At 71.4% G+C, this 15,876-nt stretch carries 17 protein-coding genes; 8 read left to right on the forward strand and 9 right to left on the reverse strand.

Annotation, left to right across the window (positions count from 1 at the left end; genetic code table 11):
- Positions 1-15: 15 nt before the first annotated feature.
- Both ABD317_RS22315 and ABD317_RS22320 read right to left on the reverse strand, forming a co-directional pair.
- Positions 16-1,371, reverse strand: coding sequence for an MFS transporter (locus tag ABD317_RS22315; RefSeq protein WP_344291708.1), 1,356 nt, complete (start codon positions 1,369-1,371; stop codon positions 16-18).
- A gap of 28 nt (positions 1,372-1,399) precedes the next feature.
- On the reverse strand, positions 1,400-1,861 hold the full coding sequence (locus ABD317_RS22320; RefSeq protein ID WP_344291709.1) for a MarR family winged helix-turn-helix transcriptional regulator: 462 nt from the start codon (positions 1,859-1,861) through the stop codon (positions 1,400-1,402).
- Positions 1,862-2,010: 149 nt separating this feature from the next.
- Here ABD317_RS22320 and ABD317_RS22325 point away from each other — a divergent pair, with 149 nt between their 5' ends.
- Positions 2,011-2,238, forward strand: a complete 228-nt coding sequence (locus tag ABD317_RS22325; protein WP_344291710.1) for a ribbon-helix-helix protein, CopG family — start codon at positions 2,011-2,013, stop codon at positions 2,236-2,238.
- Positions 2,239-2,308: 70 nt separating this feature from the next.
- Here the strand turns inward: ABD317_RS22325 and ABD317_RS22330 are convergent, their stop codons facing one another.
- A complete protein-coding gene (locus ABD317_RS22330; protein WP_344291711.1) occupies positions 2,309-2,467 on the reverse strand; it encodes a hypothetical protein in 159 nt (52 codons plus the stop codon).
- Here ABD317_RS22330 and ABD317_RS22335 point away from each other — a divergent pair.
- From ABD317_RS22335 to ABD317_RS22350, 4 genes are all read left to right on the forward strand, one after another.
- Positions 2,454-2,807 carry an RNA-guided endonuclease TnpB family protein gene (locus ABD317_RS22335; RefSeq protein WP_425582409.1) on the forward strand — a complete coding sequence of 118 codons (354 nt, stop codon included), beginning with the start codon at positions 2,454-2,456 and terminating at the stop codon, positions 2,805-2,807. The two genes, ABD317_RS22330 and ABD317_RS22335, sit on opposite strands and share 14 nt — an antisense overlap.
- 403 nt (positions 2,808-3,210) lie before the next feature.
- Positions 3,211-3,477, forward strand: a complete 267-nt coding sequence (locus ABD317_RS22340; RefSeq protein ID WP_027755175.1) for a DUF2530 domain-containing protein — start codon at positions 3,211-3,213, stop codon at positions 3,475-3,477.
- Between the two features lie 10 nt (positions 3,478-3,487).
- The gene (locus ABD317_RS22345; protein ID WP_344291713.1) at positions 3,488-6,085 is read left to right on the forward strand and encodes an HAD-IC family P-type ATPase; all 2,598 of its coding nucleotides are present in this window, start codon (positions 3,488-3,490) and stop codon (positions 6,083-6,085) included.
- 19 nt (positions 6,086-6,104) lie between these two features.
- Positions 6,105-6,719 (forward strand): 2'-5' RNA ligase family protein, encoded by a 615-nt coding sequence (locus ABD317_RS22350; RefSeq protein ID WP_344291714.1) that lies wholly within the window; start codon positions 6,105-6,107, stop codon positions 6,717-6,719.
- Positions 6,720-6,729: 10 nt separating this feature from the next.
- Here the strand turns inward: ABD317_RS22350 and ABD317_RS22355 are convergent, their stop codons facing one another.
- A complete protein-coding gene (locus ABD317_RS22355; protein ID WP_344291715.1) occupies positions 6,730-7,320 on the reverse strand; it encodes a Uma2 family endonuclease in 591 nt (196 codons plus the stop codon).
- Positions 7,321-7,565: 245 nt separating this feature from the next.
- On the reverse strand, positions 7,566-8,549 hold the full coding sequence (locus ABD317_RS22360; protein ID WP_344291716.1) for an aldo/keto reductase: 984 nt from the start codon (positions 8,547-8,549) through the stop codon (positions 7,566-7,568).
- A gap of 223 nt (positions 8,550-8,772) precedes the next feature.
- Between ABD317_RS22360 and ABD317_RS22365 the strand changes: the two genes are divergently transcribed.
- On the forward strand, positions 8,773-9,732 hold the full coding sequence (locus ABD317_RS22365; RefSeq protein ID WP_344291717.1) for a TolB-like translocation protein: 960 nt from the start codon (positions 8,773-8,775) through the stop codon (positions 9,730-9,732).
- An 18-nt stretch (positions 9,733-9,750) separates the two neighbouring features.
- On the opposite strand, the gene ABD317_RS22370 is transcribed toward ABD317_RS22365, so the two are convergent.
- Positions 9,751-10,545, reverse strand: a complete 795-nt coding sequence (locus ABD317_RS22370) for a TetR/AcrR family transcriptional regulator (protein ID WP_344291722.1) — start codon at positions 10,543-10,545, stop codon at positions 9,751-9,753.
- A gap of 131 nt (positions 10,546-10,676) precedes the next feature.
- Between ABD317_RS22370 and ABD317_RS22375 the strand changes: the two genes are divergently transcribed.
- Both ABD317_RS22375 and ABD317_RS22380 read left to right on the forward strand, forming a co-directional pair.
- The gene (locus ABD317_RS22375) at positions 10,677-11,708 is read left to right on the forward strand and encodes an ATP-binding cassette domain-containing protein (protein ID WP_344291718.1); all 1,032 of its coding nucleotides are present in this window, start codon (positions 10,677-10,679) and stop codon (positions 11,706-11,708) included.
- A complete protein-coding gene (locus ABD317_RS22380; protein WP_027755181.1) occupies positions 11,705-12,562 on the forward strand; it encodes an ABC transporter permease in 858 nt (285 codons plus the stop codon). The genes ABD317_RS22375 and ABD317_RS22380 overlap by 4 nt, the downstream gene beginning before the upstream one ends.
- Before the next feature lie 45 nt (positions 12,563-12,607).
- Here ABD317_RS22380 and serC read toward each other — a convergent pair whose 3' ends face one another.
- From serC to ABD317_RS22395, 3 genes are all read right to left on the reverse strand, one after another.
- Positions 12,608-13,726 (reverse strand): phosphoserine transaminase, encoded by a 1,119-nt coding sequence (gene serC / locus ABD317_RS22385; RefSeq protein WP_344291719.1) that lies wholly within the window; start codon positions 13,724-13,726, stop codon positions 12,608-12,610.
- A gap of 221 nt (positions 13,727-13,947) precedes the next feature.
- Positions 13,948-14,364, reverse strand: coding sequence for a hypothetical protein (locus tag ABD317_RS22390; protein WP_344291720.1), 417 nt, complete (start codon positions 14,362-14,364; stop codon positions 13,948-13,950).
- Positions 14,365-14,600: 236 nt separating this feature from the next.
- Positions 14,601-15,296: a hypothetical protein gene (locus ABD317_RS22395; protein ID WP_344291721.1), complete on the reverse strand. Its 696-nt coding sequence runs from the start codon at positions 15,294-15,296 to the stop codon at positions 14,601-14,603.
- Positions 15,297-15,876 lie beyond the last annotated feature (580 nt).

Here is a 15,876-nt window from a genome sequence, read left to right on the forward strand (position 1 = left end):
CCCCGCCCCCCGCCCTCACGCCGCCGGGGCCAGCTCCGCCGCGCGCCGCGCCGGTACGAAGGTCACGTGCTTGCGCCCCCGCCGCAGGTCGATCCGCAGCCGCAGCCCCCCGACCCGCGCGAGCACCAGGCCCACCGTGATCGCCGCCACCGCCGAGATCACCCCGCACGTCAGGAACCCGGTCCGGGCGCCGAACGTGTCCGTCGTCCAGCCCACGATCGGCCCGCCGATCGGCGTGCCGCCGACGAACACCATCACGAACAGGCTCATCACCCGCCCCCGCATGGCCTCGTCCGTGGCCAGCTGGACGTTCGCGTTCGCGGTCGTGTTGAACAGCAGCCCGAACGCGCCCACCGGCACCAGCAGCGCCGCGAACAGCCAGAACGCCGGCGACAGCGCCACGACGATCTCCAGCACCCCGAACGCCAGCGCCGCGATCACCGTCAGCCGCAGCCGGCTCACCCCGCGCCGCGCCGCGAACAGCGCGCCGCCCAGCGAGCCGGCCGCCATCAGCGAGTTCAGCAGGCCGTAGGTGCCGGCGTCGCCGTGGAAGACCTCGTCCACGTACGCCGTGAGCCAGATCGGGAAGTTGTAGCCGAACGTGCCGATGAAGCCGACCAGCACGATCGGCCACAGCAGCTCCGGCCGCCCGGCGACGTACGCCAGGCCCTCGCGCAGCTGTCCCTTGCCGCGCGGTGCGCGCTCGACGCGGTGCAGCTCCGCGGAGCGCATCAGCAGCAGCCCGGTGATGGGTGCGAGGAACGACAGCCCGTTGAGCAGGAACGCCCAGCCGCTGCCGACGGCGGTGATCAGCACCCCGGCCACGGCGGGGCCGAGGAGGCGGGCGGTCTGGAAGTTGGCGGCGTTGAGGCTGACGGCGTTCTGCATCTGCTCCTTGCCGACCAGCTCGGCGACGAACACCTGCCGCGCCGGGTTGTCGACGACGGTGGCGAGGCCGAGCAGGAACGCCATGAGGTAGACGTGCCAGACCGTCACCGCACCGCTCAGCGTGAGCGCCGCGAGGGCGAGCCCGATGAGGCCCATGGCGGCCTGGGTGGCGAGCAGCAGCTTGCGCTTGGGCAGCCGGTCGGCGAGCACGCCGCCGTAGAGGCCGAAGAGCAGCATGGGAAGGAACTGCAGCGCCGTCGTGATGCCGACGGCGGTGGCGGAGCCGGTGAGGCTGAGCACCAGCCAGTCCTGGGCGATGCGCTGCATCCAGGTGCCGGTGTTGGAGACGACCTGGCCGCCGGCGAAGAGCCGGTAGTTGCGGATCCTCAGCGAGCTGAAGGTGCCGCCCTTGCTGTTCTCCTCTTCTTCGTGGTCGTCGGGTGTGGGTGCGGGGGCGGAGTCTGCTCCGGGTCCCGTACTCAAAGACGTCCCCTCCTGTCGTCGTCCTGCGTCAGCGTTGTGCGGCCTCCGGCATGGGCAGATGTGCGAGCTTCTCCAGCACGGGGGCGGCGGCGCGCAGCGTGTCCCACTCCTCCTCGGACAGGCCGCCGGCCAGCTCGGCCAGCCACGCGTTGCGCTTGCGGCGGCTCTCTTCGAGCATCGCCTCGGCCTGCTCGGTCTGGCTGACCACCTTCTGCCGCCGGTCCTCCGGGTGCGGCTCCAGCCGGACCAGCCCCTTGGTCTCCAGCATGGCGACGATGCGGGTCATCGACGGCGGCTGGACGTGCTCCTTGCGCGCCAGCTCGCCGGGGCCGAGCGGACCGCAGCGGAAGAGCGTGCCGAGCACCGACATCTCGGTCGGGCTCAGCGACTCGTCCACGCGCTGGTGCCGCAGCCGGCGGGTCAGCCGCAGGATCGCGGAGCGGAGTGAGTTCACCGCGGCGGCGTTCTCACCCTGGGACAGGTCAGGCATGTTCATTAGAGTACCTCATTACTTTGGCTAAGTAAAATGCGGACGCCGGAACAGAGGAGGTTACGGCCTGAGTCTGCCCGCCACTCGAAAGGATGACCGCGTACGGGATCGCCCGCCCCCGGCGCGGGCGACCGGCGACCCTGAACGGCATGGGGACCCACGTGCTCAGTCTGCGAATAGACGGCGAACTCCTCGACCGCCTCCGCACCCACGCGGCGAAGCGGGACATGCCGGTGCAGGACTACGTGCTGCAACTGCTGCAGCGCAACGACTTCGACGAACGCTTCCGGACAGCGGTAGAGGAGACCCAACGCCTCACCCGCTGGCCCGCCGGGCACCCCTCGGGGACCTGGCGGCTCGGCGCCCCCGGAAAGTAGCGCCTGCCGCCCGTACGCCTGCCGTCCGTACACCTGCTGCCCGTACGCCTGCCGCGGGTGCGCCTTCCCCTCAGCCGAGGCCGAGCCGGCGTTCGATCGGGTCGAGCGCGAAGAAGACCACGAACACCGCCGACGTCACCCACAGCGCCGGGCGTACGGACCCGGGGCGGCCCACCGCCGTGCGGAGCAGGACGTGGGCGAGGAAGCCCATGCCGATGCACAAGGTCACCACTCGGCTGGTACGCGAGAACCAAGCCATTGCCATTGAGGACCTGACCGTCCGCAACATGCTCAAGAACCACAGCTTGGCCCGCGCCATCTCGGATGCGGCCTGGAGCGAGCTGCGGCGCATGCTGGAGTACAAGACCGCATGGCACGGGCGGGAAATCTTGCTCGTGGACCGCTGGTTCCCATCCTCGAAGCTGTGCTCCACACCGGGCTGCGCCCACATGAACGAGAAGATGCCGCTGAACGTGTGGACGTGGACATGCCCGAGCTGCGGCGCCGTCCACGACCGCGACGTCAACGCGGCAAAGACGATCCTCGCGGCCGGGCTGGCCGAGAGGTAAAACGCCTGGGGAGGGCCGGTAAGACCGCCCCCGGAGAACTCCGGGGAGGCACGGCCCGATGAATCAGGAAGCTCGTTCCCGCGAGGGAATGAAGCCCCGGCCTTCAGGCCGGGGAGAGGCCACGCTGTACGTGAAGGGCATCAGCGTCACGTACGCCATGGCGAAGAACGTCGCCAGCCCGCCCCGCAGCTCCTGGGTGACGGACGAGCCGCGCCGGGAGATGCGGAAGTAGGCGTCGAGGGGGGAGGAGACGGGGGGCGGCGGTGGCGGGCGGGGGCCCGGCTTCCGGGTCCGTGCCGCCGGTCTTCCGGGCGGGGGGCATGCGCGACCTTCGGGCTGAGCGGCGGCCGGGCTTCGGCGCCCACTCAGTATGCGGCCGGGCCGCGGCCCGTACCCTGGTGACATGGGCAAGAAGGCGTACAGCCATCCGGCGCCGGAGCCGTTCGAGGGCGACATCATGGCGGTGACCGTCGGCGGCACCGTGCTGTGGTTCGTCCTCTTCCTCGTCCAGCTGCCGTTCGTCGGCTGGCTGGACGACCACGACCGCATGTGGTGGCTGTGGACCTGCCTGGCCGGTGCCGGCCTCGGCGTCCTCGGCATCTGGTACGTACGCCGCCGGGCCGCCGCCCTCGCCCGGGGCGGGGGCGCAGACGCCCCGTCGAACACGTAACGTCGTACGCATGACGCAGCGGGTCGAGACAGCCTCCGACGGCGGCGAGGGGCAGGAGCCGGGCGGAGAAGCGGGCGGGGCGGCGGACGCGACCGGTGCTGCCGGTGCTGCCGGTGCGACGGACACCGGTGCTGCCGGTGATACGGGCGACGTGAACGGCGCCGCGCCGGACACGGACACCGCGGCGGACGCGGCCGGGGTCGCGGCGGAGGCCGAGACGGTCGCCGCGGAGGCGGAGTCGGTGGTCGCGCGCCGGCACGACGGGCTCACCGCCGCCGAGGTCGCCGAGCGCGTCGCCCGCGGCGAGGTCAACGACGTCCCCGTACGCTCCTCCCGCTCCACCGCCGACATCGTCCGCGCCAACGTCTTCACCCGCTTCAACGCCATCATCGGCGTCCTGTGGATCATCATGCTGGCCGTCGCGCCCATCCAGGACAGCCTGTTCGGCTTCGTGATCCTTGCGAACACCGGCATCGGCATCATCCAGGAGCTGCGCGCCAAGAAGACCCTCGACAGCCTGGCCGTCATCGGCGAGGCCAAGCCGCAGGTGCGCCGCGACGGCCGGACCCGGGAGATCCCCACCGCCGGGATCGTCCTCGGCGACCTCGTCGAGCTGGGCCCCGGCGACAAGGTCGTCGTCGACGGCGAGGTGCTGGAGTCCGACAGCCTGGAGGTCGACGAGTCGCTGCTCACCGGCGAGGCCGACCCCGTCGTCAAGCAACCCGGCGACAAGGTGCTCTCCGGCAGCTTCGTCGTCGCCGGCGGCGGCGCGTTCACGGCCACGAAGGTGGGGCGCGAGGCGTACGCCGTGCAGCTGGCGGAGGAGGCGTCCCGCTTCACGCTCGTCCACTCCGAGCTGCGCAGCGGCATCAGCGAGATCCTCAAGTACGTGACGTACATGATGGTCCCGGCCGCCATCGGCCTGGTCATCAGCCAGCTCGTGGTCGAGAACGAGGGCGCGCAGGACGCCGTCCGCCGCATGGTCGGCGGCATCGTGCCCATGGTGCCCGAAGGGCTGGTGCTGCTGACCTCCATGGCGTTCGCGATAGGCGTCATCCGGCTGGGCCGCAAGCAGTGCCTCGTCCAGGAACTGCCCGCCATCGAGGGCCTCGCGCGGGTCGACGTCGTCTGCCTCGACAAGACCGGCACCCTCACCGAGGGCGGCATGGACGTCACCGAGCTGCGCCCGCTGGGCGGCGCGGCGGAGGCGGACGTACGGCGGGTGCTGGGCGCCCTGGGCTCCTCCGACCCGCGGCCGAACGCCAGCCTGCAGGCCATCATCGAGGCGTACCCGGACACCGAGGAGCTGCGCTGCACCGGGGCGCTGCCGTTCTCCTCGGCGCGCAAGTACAGCGGCGCGGCGTTCAGCGCCGCTAGCGGCGGGGGCTTCGCGTACGGAGCGGGTACGTGGCTGCTGGGCGCGCCCGACGTGCTGCTCCCGGCCGCCGACCCGGCTCTTACCGAGATCGACGATCTGAACGCGCAGGGGCTCCGCGTCCTGCTGCTGGCCCGCACCGGCCGCGACCTGGACGACCCGGAGGCGGCCCGCGACGTCGAGCCGGCCGCCCTGGTCGTACTGGAGCAGCGGCTGCGGCCGGACGCCGCCGACACCCTCCGCTACTTCGCGGAGGAACGGGTCGAGACGAAGATCATCTCGGGCGACAACGCGGTGTCCGTGGGCGCCGTCGCCGCGAAGCTGGACATGGCGGGCGCGGACCGCACCGTCGACGCGCGCACCCTGCCGGAGGACCGCGACGAGATGGCCGCCGTCCTCGACGAGGGCGCCGTCTTCGGCCGCGTCAACCCGCAGCAGAAGCGGGACATGGTCGCCGCGCTGCAGTCCCGCGGACACGACGTGGCGATGACCGGCGACGGCGTCAACGACGTGCTGGCGCTGAAGGACGCGGACATCGGCGTGTCCATGGGCTCGGGCTCGGAGGCGTCCAAGGCCGTCGCGCAGATCGTGCTGCTGAACAACAGCTTCTCCACCCTCCCCTCGGTCGTCGCCGAGGGCCGTCGGGTCATCGGCAACATCGAGCGGGTCGCGAACCTGTTCCTGACCAAGACCGTCTACTCGGTGCTGATGGCGCTGCTCGTCGTCATCACCCAGGTGCCGTACCCCTTCCTCCCGCGGCACCTGACCCTGCTGTCGACGCTGACGATCGGCGTGCCGGCGTTCTTCCTGGCGCTGGCGCCGAACAAGGAGCGGGCGCGGCCCCACTTCGTCCGGCGGGTGATGCGCTACGCCATCCCGGCCGGGCTCATCGCGGGGACGGCGACGTTCCTGACGTACATGCTGGCGCGACGGCACTACACGGGGGACGGGGCGCTGGACGCGGAGACGTCGGCCGCGACGCTGACGCTGTTCCTGATCGCCATGTGGGTGCTCGCGATCATCGCGCGGCCGTACACGTGGTGGCGGGTGGGGCTGGTCGCGACGATGGCGCTGGGGTTCGTGATCGTGCTGGCCACGCCGTGGCTGCAGGACTTCTTCGCGCTGAAGCTGGTGGGTGCCCAGATGCCGTGGACGGCGGTGGGCATCGCGGTGGGGGCGTCGGTGCTGCTGGAGGTCGCGTGGCGGTGGGTGGCGCGGCGGTTCCCGGACTGAGGGACGGCGGCCGGTTCCGATGAGGCTCTTCGCCGCCGTGACCCCGCCCGCCGAGGCGCTGGCGGAGCTGGCCGGGGCGGTGGAGCGGCTGCGCGGGCTGCCCGGCGCCGGGCGGCTGCGCTGGACCCGGCCGGAGGGCTGGCACGTCACGGTGGCGTTCTACGGGGAGGTGCCGGCCGACTCCGTCGCGGAGCTGGGGGAGCGGCTGGCCCGGGCGGCGCGGCGCCGGGCGCCGGTGGCGCTGGGGCTGGCGGGCGGCGGGCGGTTCTCCGACACGGTGCTGTGGACGGCGGCGGCCGGCGACGTCGGGGAACTGGGCCGGCTGGCGGAGGCCGCGGAGGCGGCGGGGCGCAGGACGCCGGGGGTGGGCCCGGGGGCGGGCGGCGGCGCCGGGGGGCGCGGGTCACGGAGGGAGCGCCGCTACCGCCCGCACCTGACGCTGGCCCGCCAGCGCCACGGCGGCGGCGCGGACCTGACCCCGTTCACGTACGCCCTGCGCGACTTCACCACCCCGCAACGCCCGGTCCCCGCCCTCACCCTGATCCGCAGCCACCTCCCGCCCCCGGGCGAGGAGGGCGCCCAACCCGATTACGAGCCCCTGGCCAGCTGGCCCTTGGGGCGGGACGAGACATAGCGCGCGGCGTTCAGTCGCGCGGGAACTCGTCGGTGGCCAGCTTGAGCTCGACGGGGGTGTCGGTGAGATCGACGTCCACACCGAAGTCGAGGGTGGTCTCGACGTGGTACTTCCCGTCCTTGGGCATCAGGTGCAGGTGGCACTGGGCGGTGTACGGGTCGACGATCAGGTAGACCGGCACCTCGGCGGTGGCGTATGCGGCCTTCTTCGGTCCGTAGTCGTTGACGGCGGTGCCCTTGGAGATCACCTCGCCGACGAACTCCACGTCCTGAGAGCGCCAGCGTCCCTTGTCGTCGGGTGCAGTGCCGTTCGCCATGGCGGCGATATCGCAGGCGAAGCCGTTGAGGTGGCCGGGGAAGTCAATACGGACGTCGGATGCGGTCCGCGTCAAGGGGTACCGCGCGCGAAGCTGCTCGAAGATTCCCGCAATGATCACCCAGTGCTTCTGCCGCTGCGGCGACATGTAGATGGTCCCCTCGACGATCTCAACCTTGAATCCCTCGGGGACGGGCATGCGCTCCAGCCACTCGAACATCATGTCGAGGGTGAGCTCGTCGCTCTCGTCGGCCATCTCGATCCTGTCGGTCTCCACGACGGTCATCGTGCCGCTCCTCCCCGCTGTGGCCCAACGCCGCAGCCGGTAATACAACGATACTCACGGTGAGCCGTTACGGCCCGTTACGGCAGCCGCGGGCCCGCCGCCCCGGCCGGGGCGGCGGGCCCGTAAGCTCGTAGGCGTGAACGCCAAGACCCGCATCCGCGTCGTCAGCGCCACGCTCGTGCTGATCTTCGCCGTCGTCGCTGTCGCCGCCGCCTTCGGCGGCTGAGTCACCGGCTACGGAACACTCACCACGCGAACGCCTCCGGCGACGGCCCCGGCCCCGGGAAGACCTCGTCGAGCGACGCCAGCAGCTCGGCCGGCAGCGTCAGGTCCGTCGCCGGCAGCGCCGACGTCAGCTGCTCCCTCGTGCGCGGGCCCACGATCGGGCCCGTGACGCCCGGGCGGGTCAGCAGCCACGCCAGGGCCACCTCCGCCGGGTCCAGGCCGTGCCCGGCGACCAGGTCCTCGTACGCCTGCACCTTCTCGCGCACCGCGTCGTCCCGCAGCGCCCCCGCCGACCGCGCGGCGCCGCCCTCGCGCTCCTTGCGCAGCGCGCCGCCCAGCAGCCCGCCGCCCAGCGGGGACCACGGGATGACGCCGAGGCCGTAGCTCTCGGCGGCCGGCAGCACCTCCATCTCGGCGCGCCGCTCGGACAGGTTGTACAGGCACTGCTCGCTCACCAGGCCCAGCGAGTTGCGCCGCCGCGCCGCCTCGTTGGCCTGCGCGATGTGCCAGCCGGCGTGGTTGGAGGAGCCGGCGTAGAGGATCTTGCCCTGCTGTACGAGGACGTCGACGGCCTGCCAGATCTCGTCCCACGGCGTACGCCGGTCGACGTGGTGGAACTGGTAGAGGTCGATGTGGTCCGTCTGCAGCCGCTTGAGGCTGGCGTCGACCGCGCGGCGGATGTTCAGCGCCGACAGCCGGTCGTGGTTGGGCCACGTCGTGTCGCGGTCCGCGCTCATCGAGCCGTAGACCTTGGTGGCGAGCACGACCTTGTCGCGCCGCCCGCCGCCCTGCGCGAACCAGGTGCCGACGATCTCCTCGGTGCGGCCCTTGTTCTCGCCCCAGCCATAGACATTCGCGGTGTCGAAGAAGTTGATGCCGGCGTCGAGGGCGGCATCCATGATGGCGTGGCTGTCCGCCTCGTCGGCGTGCGGTCCGAAGTTCATCGTGCCGAGCACGAGTCGGCTGACCTTGAGTCCCGTACGTCCCAGCTGCGTATACCTCATGAGGATCAAGCCAACGCCTTCGAGCGCGCTCGAAGCAAGCGCATCCGCGCCGCCGCACCGGCGCGGCGCACCGGCGCGGCCGCATGGCAGGCTTGGCGCCATGCGCGCCGCCCACCCGCCCTCCCGCCGGCCGACCCATCCGCCCGCCCGTCCGCCTTCCCGTCCGCCTTCCCGCGGGCCCCGCCGCCTGTCGGCCGCCGCCGCCCTGCTCACCGCGGCGGCGGTGGCGACCTCCGCCGCGTACGCCCCGCCCGCCGCGGCGCAGGACGACGTGATCCTCACCGACCCCCGTATCACCGAGTCCAGCGGCCTGGCCGCCAGCCGGCAGCACGACAACGTGTACTGGACCCACAACGACTCTGACGACGGCCCGTACCTCTACGCCGTCGACGGCGAGACCGGCGAGACGCTGGCCACCCTCACGCTGCGCGGGATAGGGGAGCCGCGCGACGTCGAGGCCGTCTCGCTCGGGCCCGGCAACGAGCTGTACGTCGGCGACATCGGCGACAACATGGGCGGCTCCTGGTCGTACGTGTGGGTCTACCGCCTCCCGGAGCCGAAGCAGCTCAGGGACGCGACGATCGACGCCGTGCAGTACGAGGTGCAGTACGAGGACGGGCCGCGGGACGCGGAGGCGCTCATGGTGCATCCGAAGACGGGGCGGGTGTACATCGTCAGTAAGAAGAAGGACGGCGGCGCGGCGCTGTACGCGGGGCCGGAGGAGCTGTCGACCGGGTCGATGAACGTCTTCCGGCGGGTCGCGCCGATCAACCTGTGGGTGACGGACGGGGCGTTCTCGCCGGACGGCAGCAGGATGGCGCTGCGCAGCTACGTCGGCGGGCGGATGTACCGCTTCGAGGACGGCAGGCCGGAGGAGGACGGGCGGCTGGACGTGCCGCTGCAGTCGCAGGGCGAGTCGATGACGTACACGGCGGACGGGTCGGCGATCGTGTTCGGCAGCGAGGGCAAGGGGAGCGACCTGGTGTGGCGGGAGGCCGAGGGGGGCGGCTCGTCGGCCGGGTCGGAGGGGAGCGGGTCCGGGAGCGGCGCGAGCGGCGACGGCTCCGGCGACTCCGGTGACGGGGACCGCGACCCGGTGACGTCGGTGCTGATGGTGGGTGCGGGCATCGGCGTGGTGCTGCTGCTGCGCCGGTTGCTGGTGCGGCGTCCGCGCCGGGACTGAGACCGCCGGGAAGTCCCCTCAGGCCGGTTTCTCCCCCCGCCGCTCCGGCCCGTCCCCCGCTTCGCAGGCCTGCCAGGTGGGCGGCGGCGGCGTCCACCCCGTCTCGCGGCGGTGGTCGAGCAGCGCTTCCAGGCCGTCCAGCATCCGGTCGATCGCGAACATGAACGCCTCCTCGTCCAGCCCGGAGAAGGCGTTCTCGTCGAGCTGCGCGATCCGCGGGTAGCGTCCGGACGCCATCGCCGACTCCAGCGCCGGCGACTGCGCCTCCCAGAACTCGCGGTCGCTGATCCCGGTCCGCTCCTCCGCCAGCCTGGCGTTGACGTGCGTGCGGGCGAGGCCGGCGGCGGTGGCGTCGACGGCGGTGACGAAGCCGACCTTCTCCTGGTCGGTGAGGGGCAGGTCGTCGAAGCCGCTGAGGGCGAGTTCGAAGCCGTCAAGACCGTTGGGGCCGAGCACCGGCCGGGCCTGGTCGACGTGGAGCAGCCAGGGGTGGGCGAGGTAGTGCTGCCAGAACCCCTGGGCCAGGCGGCGTAGCCGCTCCCGCCAGGTCCAGTTCCGGAAGAGGGCGGCGTCCTCCGGCTCGACGGGGCCGACGCCGTCGAGCATCAGGTCGATCAGCTCGGCCTTGCCGGGCACGTGCCGGTACAGCGACATGGTGCCCACGCCCAGGCAGCCGGCGATCTTGCGCATGGAGACCGCGTCCAGCCCCTCCGCGTCGGCGATGCGGATGGCGGTGTCGACGATCCGCGTCACCGAGATGCCGGGCTTCGGGCCGCGCTTGGCGCGCTCCTCCATGCCCCAGAGCAGGGCCATGCTGCGGCTGAGGTCGCCGCTGCCGCTGTGTTCCGTTGCCGCCATGGAAACTCATCCTAGCTGCGGACTTGCGATTTGCGTACACCGTATGCGTAAATGAGTACGGCGTACTCATTTAGGGGAGGAAGCGCGTGAAGGCAAGCTCGGCCGACGCCGTCGTGGCGGACGGCGTGCAGAAGCGCTACGGAGAGAAGCGGGCTCTCGCCGGATTCGACCTGACCGTGCCGTACGGCACCGTCTACGGCCTGCTCGGCCCGAACGGCGCGGGCAAGACCACGGCCGTACGGATCCTGTCCACCCTCATCCGCCTGGACGGCGGACAGGCCCGGGTCGGGGGGCACGACGTGATGAAGGACCCGGTCAAGGTGCGCCGGCGCATCGGCCTCGCCGGGCAGTACGCGGCCGTGGACGAGGTGCTGACCGGCCGGCAGAACCTGGAGATGTTCGCCCGGCTGTTCCACCTCGGCTCCCGGCGCGCCCGCGAGCGCGCGGCGGAGCTGCTGGAGCAGTTCGGGCTGACGGACGCGGCGGACAAGGGCGCGAAGGAGTACAGCGGCGGCATGCGGCGCCGGCTCGACCTGGCGTCGAGCATGATCCTCGCGCCGGACGTGCTCTTCATGGACGAGCCGACGACGGGCCTGGACCCGCGCAGCCGCGGCGAGGTCTGGGAGGCGGTACGTGACCTGGTGGCCGGCGGCACGACGGTGCTGCTGACCACGCAGTACCTGGACGAGGCCGACAAGCTCGCCGACCGCATCGCCGTCATCGACGGCGGCCGGACGATCGCCGACGACACCCCGGCCGCGCTGAAGAACACGGTCGGCGGCGACCGCATCGAGGTCGTCGTCGGCTCGGCGGAGGAGATCCCGGACGCGGTGAAGGCGGTCTCCCGGGTCTCCGGCGCCGAACCGGCCATCGACCTGGAGGAGCTGCGTGTGCACGGCGCGGTCACCGACCGGGTCGCGGCCCTGACGGAGGTGGCGCGCACGCTGCAGGACGAGGGCGTCGCGGTGGACGACATCGCGCTGCGGCGGCCGACGCTCGACGACGTGTTCCTGAGCCTGACCGGCCACACCACGGCGGAGACGGACTCCGCCGCCGCCAGCACCGGTGCCGGCGCCGGTGCCGGCACCGGCGAGAAAGAGGAGGCCAAGGCCGTATGAGCACCGCCACCGACACCGCGGCGGAGGAGTCGCGGCACCGTCCCCCCGGCCGTGAGCAGGCCCCCGGCGGGGCGCTGAAGTGGGCCTTCGCCGACTGCTGGACCGTCGTACGCCGCGGGCTCCTGCACTACCGCCGGCAGCCGTCGAACATCGCCTGGCAGCTCGGCTTCCCCGTCGTCTCCGTGCTGCTGTTCGTCTACGTCTTCGGCAGCGCGATGGAGGGCGGCGCGGACGCCTACAAGTCGTACGCGATGCCCGGCATGTTCGCGATGACCATGGCCTTCGGGTTCATGAACACCGCCATGCTGATCGCCATCGACAAGGAGCACGGCATCACCGACCGCTTCCGCTCCATGCCGATGTCCCCCTCCGCGGTCGTCAGCGGCCGGGGCGTCTCCGACCTCATCGGCGCCGCGCTCGACCTGGTGGTGATGGCGGCGATCGCGCTGGTCATCGGCTGGCGCTCGGACGGCACGGCGCTGGAGACCGCGGCCGCCTTCGCGCTGCTGCTGTGGCTGCGCTTCGCGCTGATCTGGGTCGGGGTGGTGCTCGGCCTGCTGGTCCCCAACCAGGAGGCGGCGGGCAACCTCTTCGCCGTCGCGTTCCCCTTCGGTATGGTCTCCAGCGTCTTCGCGTCGCCCGCGGACATGCCGGGCTGGCTGGGCGCGATCGCCATGTGGAACCCGGTGTCGTCCACGGCCAACGCGGTGCGCGAGCTGTTCGGCAACCCGGGGCGGCTGGGCGACTCGTGGATCGAGCAGCACGCGATGCTGATGGCGGTGGTGTGGCCGGTGGTGATCACGGCGGTGTTCCTGCCGCTGGCGGTGCGGAAGTACCAGCGCCTGTCGCACTGAGAGGAGCGGGCCCCGCGGCAAGCCGCGGGGCCCGCTCCTCTCACCTCAGATCCGTTCGAGGACGTAGTCGACGCAGCGGGTCAGCGCCTCGACGTCGGCGGGGTCGACGGCCGGGTACATCGCGACCCGGAGCTGGTTGCGGCCGAGCTTGCGGTACGGCTCGGTGTCCACGACGCCGTTGGCGCGCAGCGTCTTCGCGACGGCGGCGGCGTCCACGTCGTCGGAGAAGTCGATCGTGCCGACGACCTGCGACCGCTGCGCCGGGTCGGCGACGAACGGGGTGGCGGCCTTCGACTCCTCGGCCCAGTTGTAGAGCGTCCGGGCGGAGGCGGCCGTGCGGCGTACCGCCCAGTCCAGCCCGCCCTGCCCGTTCAGCCAGTCCAGCTGGTCGGCGAGGAGGAAGAGGGTGGCGAGGGCGGGGGTGTTGTACGTCTGGTTCTTGCGGGAGTTGTCGATGGCCGTGGGCAGCGAGAAGAACTCCGGCACATGCCGCCCGGAGGCGTGCACGCGCGCGGCACGCTCCAGCGCGGCCGGCGAGAACGCGGCGACCCACAGCCCGCCGTCGGAGGCGAAGGACTTCTGCGGCGCGAAGTAGTACACGTCCGTCTCGGCCACGTCCACCGGCAGCCCGCCGGCCCCGGACGTCGCGTCGACCAGCACCAGCGCCCCGTCGTCGGCCCCCGCGACGCGCCGCAGCGGCATGGCGACGCCGGTGGACGTCTCGTTGTGCGTCAGCGCGTACGCGTCGACCCCGGCCTCGGCCCGCGCCTCCGGGTGCGTACCGGGCTCGGACGTCACGACGCTCGGCTCGTCCAGCCACGGGGCGAGCCGCGCGGCCTTCGCGAACTTCGAGGAGAACTCCCCGAAGGACAGGTGCTGCGACTTGCGCTCGATCAGCCCGTGCGTAGCGATGTCCCAGAACGCGGTGGACCCCCCGTTGCCGAGGACCACCTCGTACCCCTCGGGCAACGAGAACAGCTCACGCACGCCGTCACGTACCCGCCCGACCAGGTCCCGCACGGGCGCCTGCCGGTGGGAGGTCCCGAGAAGAGAGGAGCCGGTGGCCGCCAGGGCTGCGAGCGCCTCGGTGCGCACCTTGGACGGACCCGACCCGAAGCGACCGTCGGCGGGCTTGATGTCAGCGGGAATCTCGATCTCAGCCACCCCCGAAGCCTACGACCCGCCCGCCCCCCAACGACGCCCCGTCCACCCTCTGAGACACGAACCCCCACGTACCGGACCACCCCCGCGGGTGCGCAGGCCAGGCCTCCGCCCGTGGGCCGGGTGACCGCAGGGGAGGCAGTCGTCGGCCGGGGTGACCAGGCGGGGCTTGCGCACCCGGAACGCGCGGACCGCACGACGGCCGCCCCACCCGTTACTCCACATCAGCCTCTCGGGTCGTCGACATGCAGAGTGATCCTGACCCCGGAAGTCGAGAGGAATGTTGCATGTGGCCCCGATGTCTGAATCTCTGTAAAAGGGTTGGAGTCGGTGCAGAAGATCGCCCACACCACGGTACGGTCACTTCTCAGACGCGCGACGAAGCCTTCGGAGCCGTAGGCCCCGTCGCCGGCCCACAGCAAGCCCCCGTCGTCCATCTCCACCGAGGCCATCCCGTCGACCTCCGAGATCCAATCAGGATGGGATGCGACGTAGTCTCCGAGGTCGAAGCTGTCCAGCACGCGCAGCCCGCCCGGACTACCGGGGTCGATGGCCACGTCGTACGACTCCCCGCTCCGGAAGTGCAGTGCGTTGCGGATCGGCAGTCTGAATTCGCTCCACAGTTCCTCGATGACACTCACCTGCCGCACCCTCCCGGTGGTCCTCGAACGTTAGCTTTGGGTACGACGGGAGCGTCAAATCCGGGCGGTCCGCCACCGGTTCGCTTTCCTTCGGCGACGGCGACGGCGGTGCCGACGGAGCGTCGTCCGCGCCCTTGATCCTGTCGTCGTCACCCCCGCCGCCCTCTCACGTCAACTCCGGGTAGGAGGCGGGTTCATACGGGTGGAAGACGCTATCCGCGGGACGCGCAGTTTCGTCAGCGCCGTCGTTGGCTCGTTGTCGATGCTTCACGGAAGTTCCAGTTCAAGCTGCGATCTCGTGCTGTGCTGCGGCAGCGTCGGAGTTCGACGACGAGTTGGGATGCGAGGAACCAGCGGGTGGCCGGATGCCCGTAGGGGAGGTGTTCGTCGGTCGGGGACTGGACGAGAGTCCCGCCCGCGTCCGGGGTGATCAACCCGCCGAACACTCCCCAGACGCGGGGTTTGCGCACCCGGACCGCGAGGGGATCGGTCAGGCGCGGGCAGTGCCGGAGGGCGAGACGGGCGCACGGCACGCACACGGGCGGCTTGGCGGACAACCCGCCCCCCGGCCAGTGGGCCGGCGGTTCGCCGGGTCCGGGCAACTGGAGGAGGAACAGCCAGCCCCGTGCCGTACGCCCGGCCGGGGCGCCGCACACCTGACACAGCATGCCGAGCATGGCGCGCCGTTGCCGATGCGAGTGCAACGAGCGGAAGTCGGGCCGCCCCACCCCGGGTGCCTCGGCGAGCCGTGCCCACAACACGCCGTGCCGGTCCCGGTCGAGAGTTCGCTCGGCCCGCACCGGAACGGAAGGGCCGCGGCGATGTCCGCGGTTCTTCTCCCCGGCCTCGAACCGCTTGGCCGTGGCCAGCCGGAGCTCCTCGCGGCGCTCTCCCTGCTTGGTGGTCAAACCACCACCGGTCGCGTACCGCATACCCCCGGCCTACCGCCAAAGCCGCCAGACGTCACCCCTCCCGCCCCCACGAGTTCAACCTCAGTGATCACCGGCTGCCTGCCACCCACCGGCCTGGACCTTCACGGGCTCATCGCGACAGCGGACATCACGAATTCAACCTGAGTGGCCTACTGAAGGCTGCTCATCCTCGGGTTTGAGGGGGGGTGAGGGCCGGACTGGTGGAGGCGTGACGTGGCAGGGCTCCTGGTCGTTCCGTTGGTGATCTCACTCATCAACGCCTCGACACAGGAGCCCCGTTGGTCCCGCATCGTGCCATGCTCGACATCCCACACGAGGTCGTCGAGCACGTTTCGTGGCTCATCTACGCCCGAAGGTGTGAGCTGCACTCCCGGATGCCCTTAGCGCAGTGAGGGAAGTATTTTATACAAATCGAGATCCACACCTCCTGTTCTCACAGATCGGCGCGAGGCTCGGACTAATCGCAGAAACCATCGTACGCAGCGCATTTCTCTCCCTCTGGGCACAAGAGTACCCTGAGGAGATTAAGAATGTGTCTCACGTGGCGAGTTTCGTGAGCTTTTTGTAGCAGGTCAGGGCT

Origin of the sequence: Streptomyces synnematoformans (genome assembly GCF_039531005.1) — a bacterium.
Classification (GTDB): Bacteria; Actinomycetota; Actinomycetes; order Streptomycetales; family Streptomycetaceae; genus Streptomyces; species Streptomyces synnematoformans.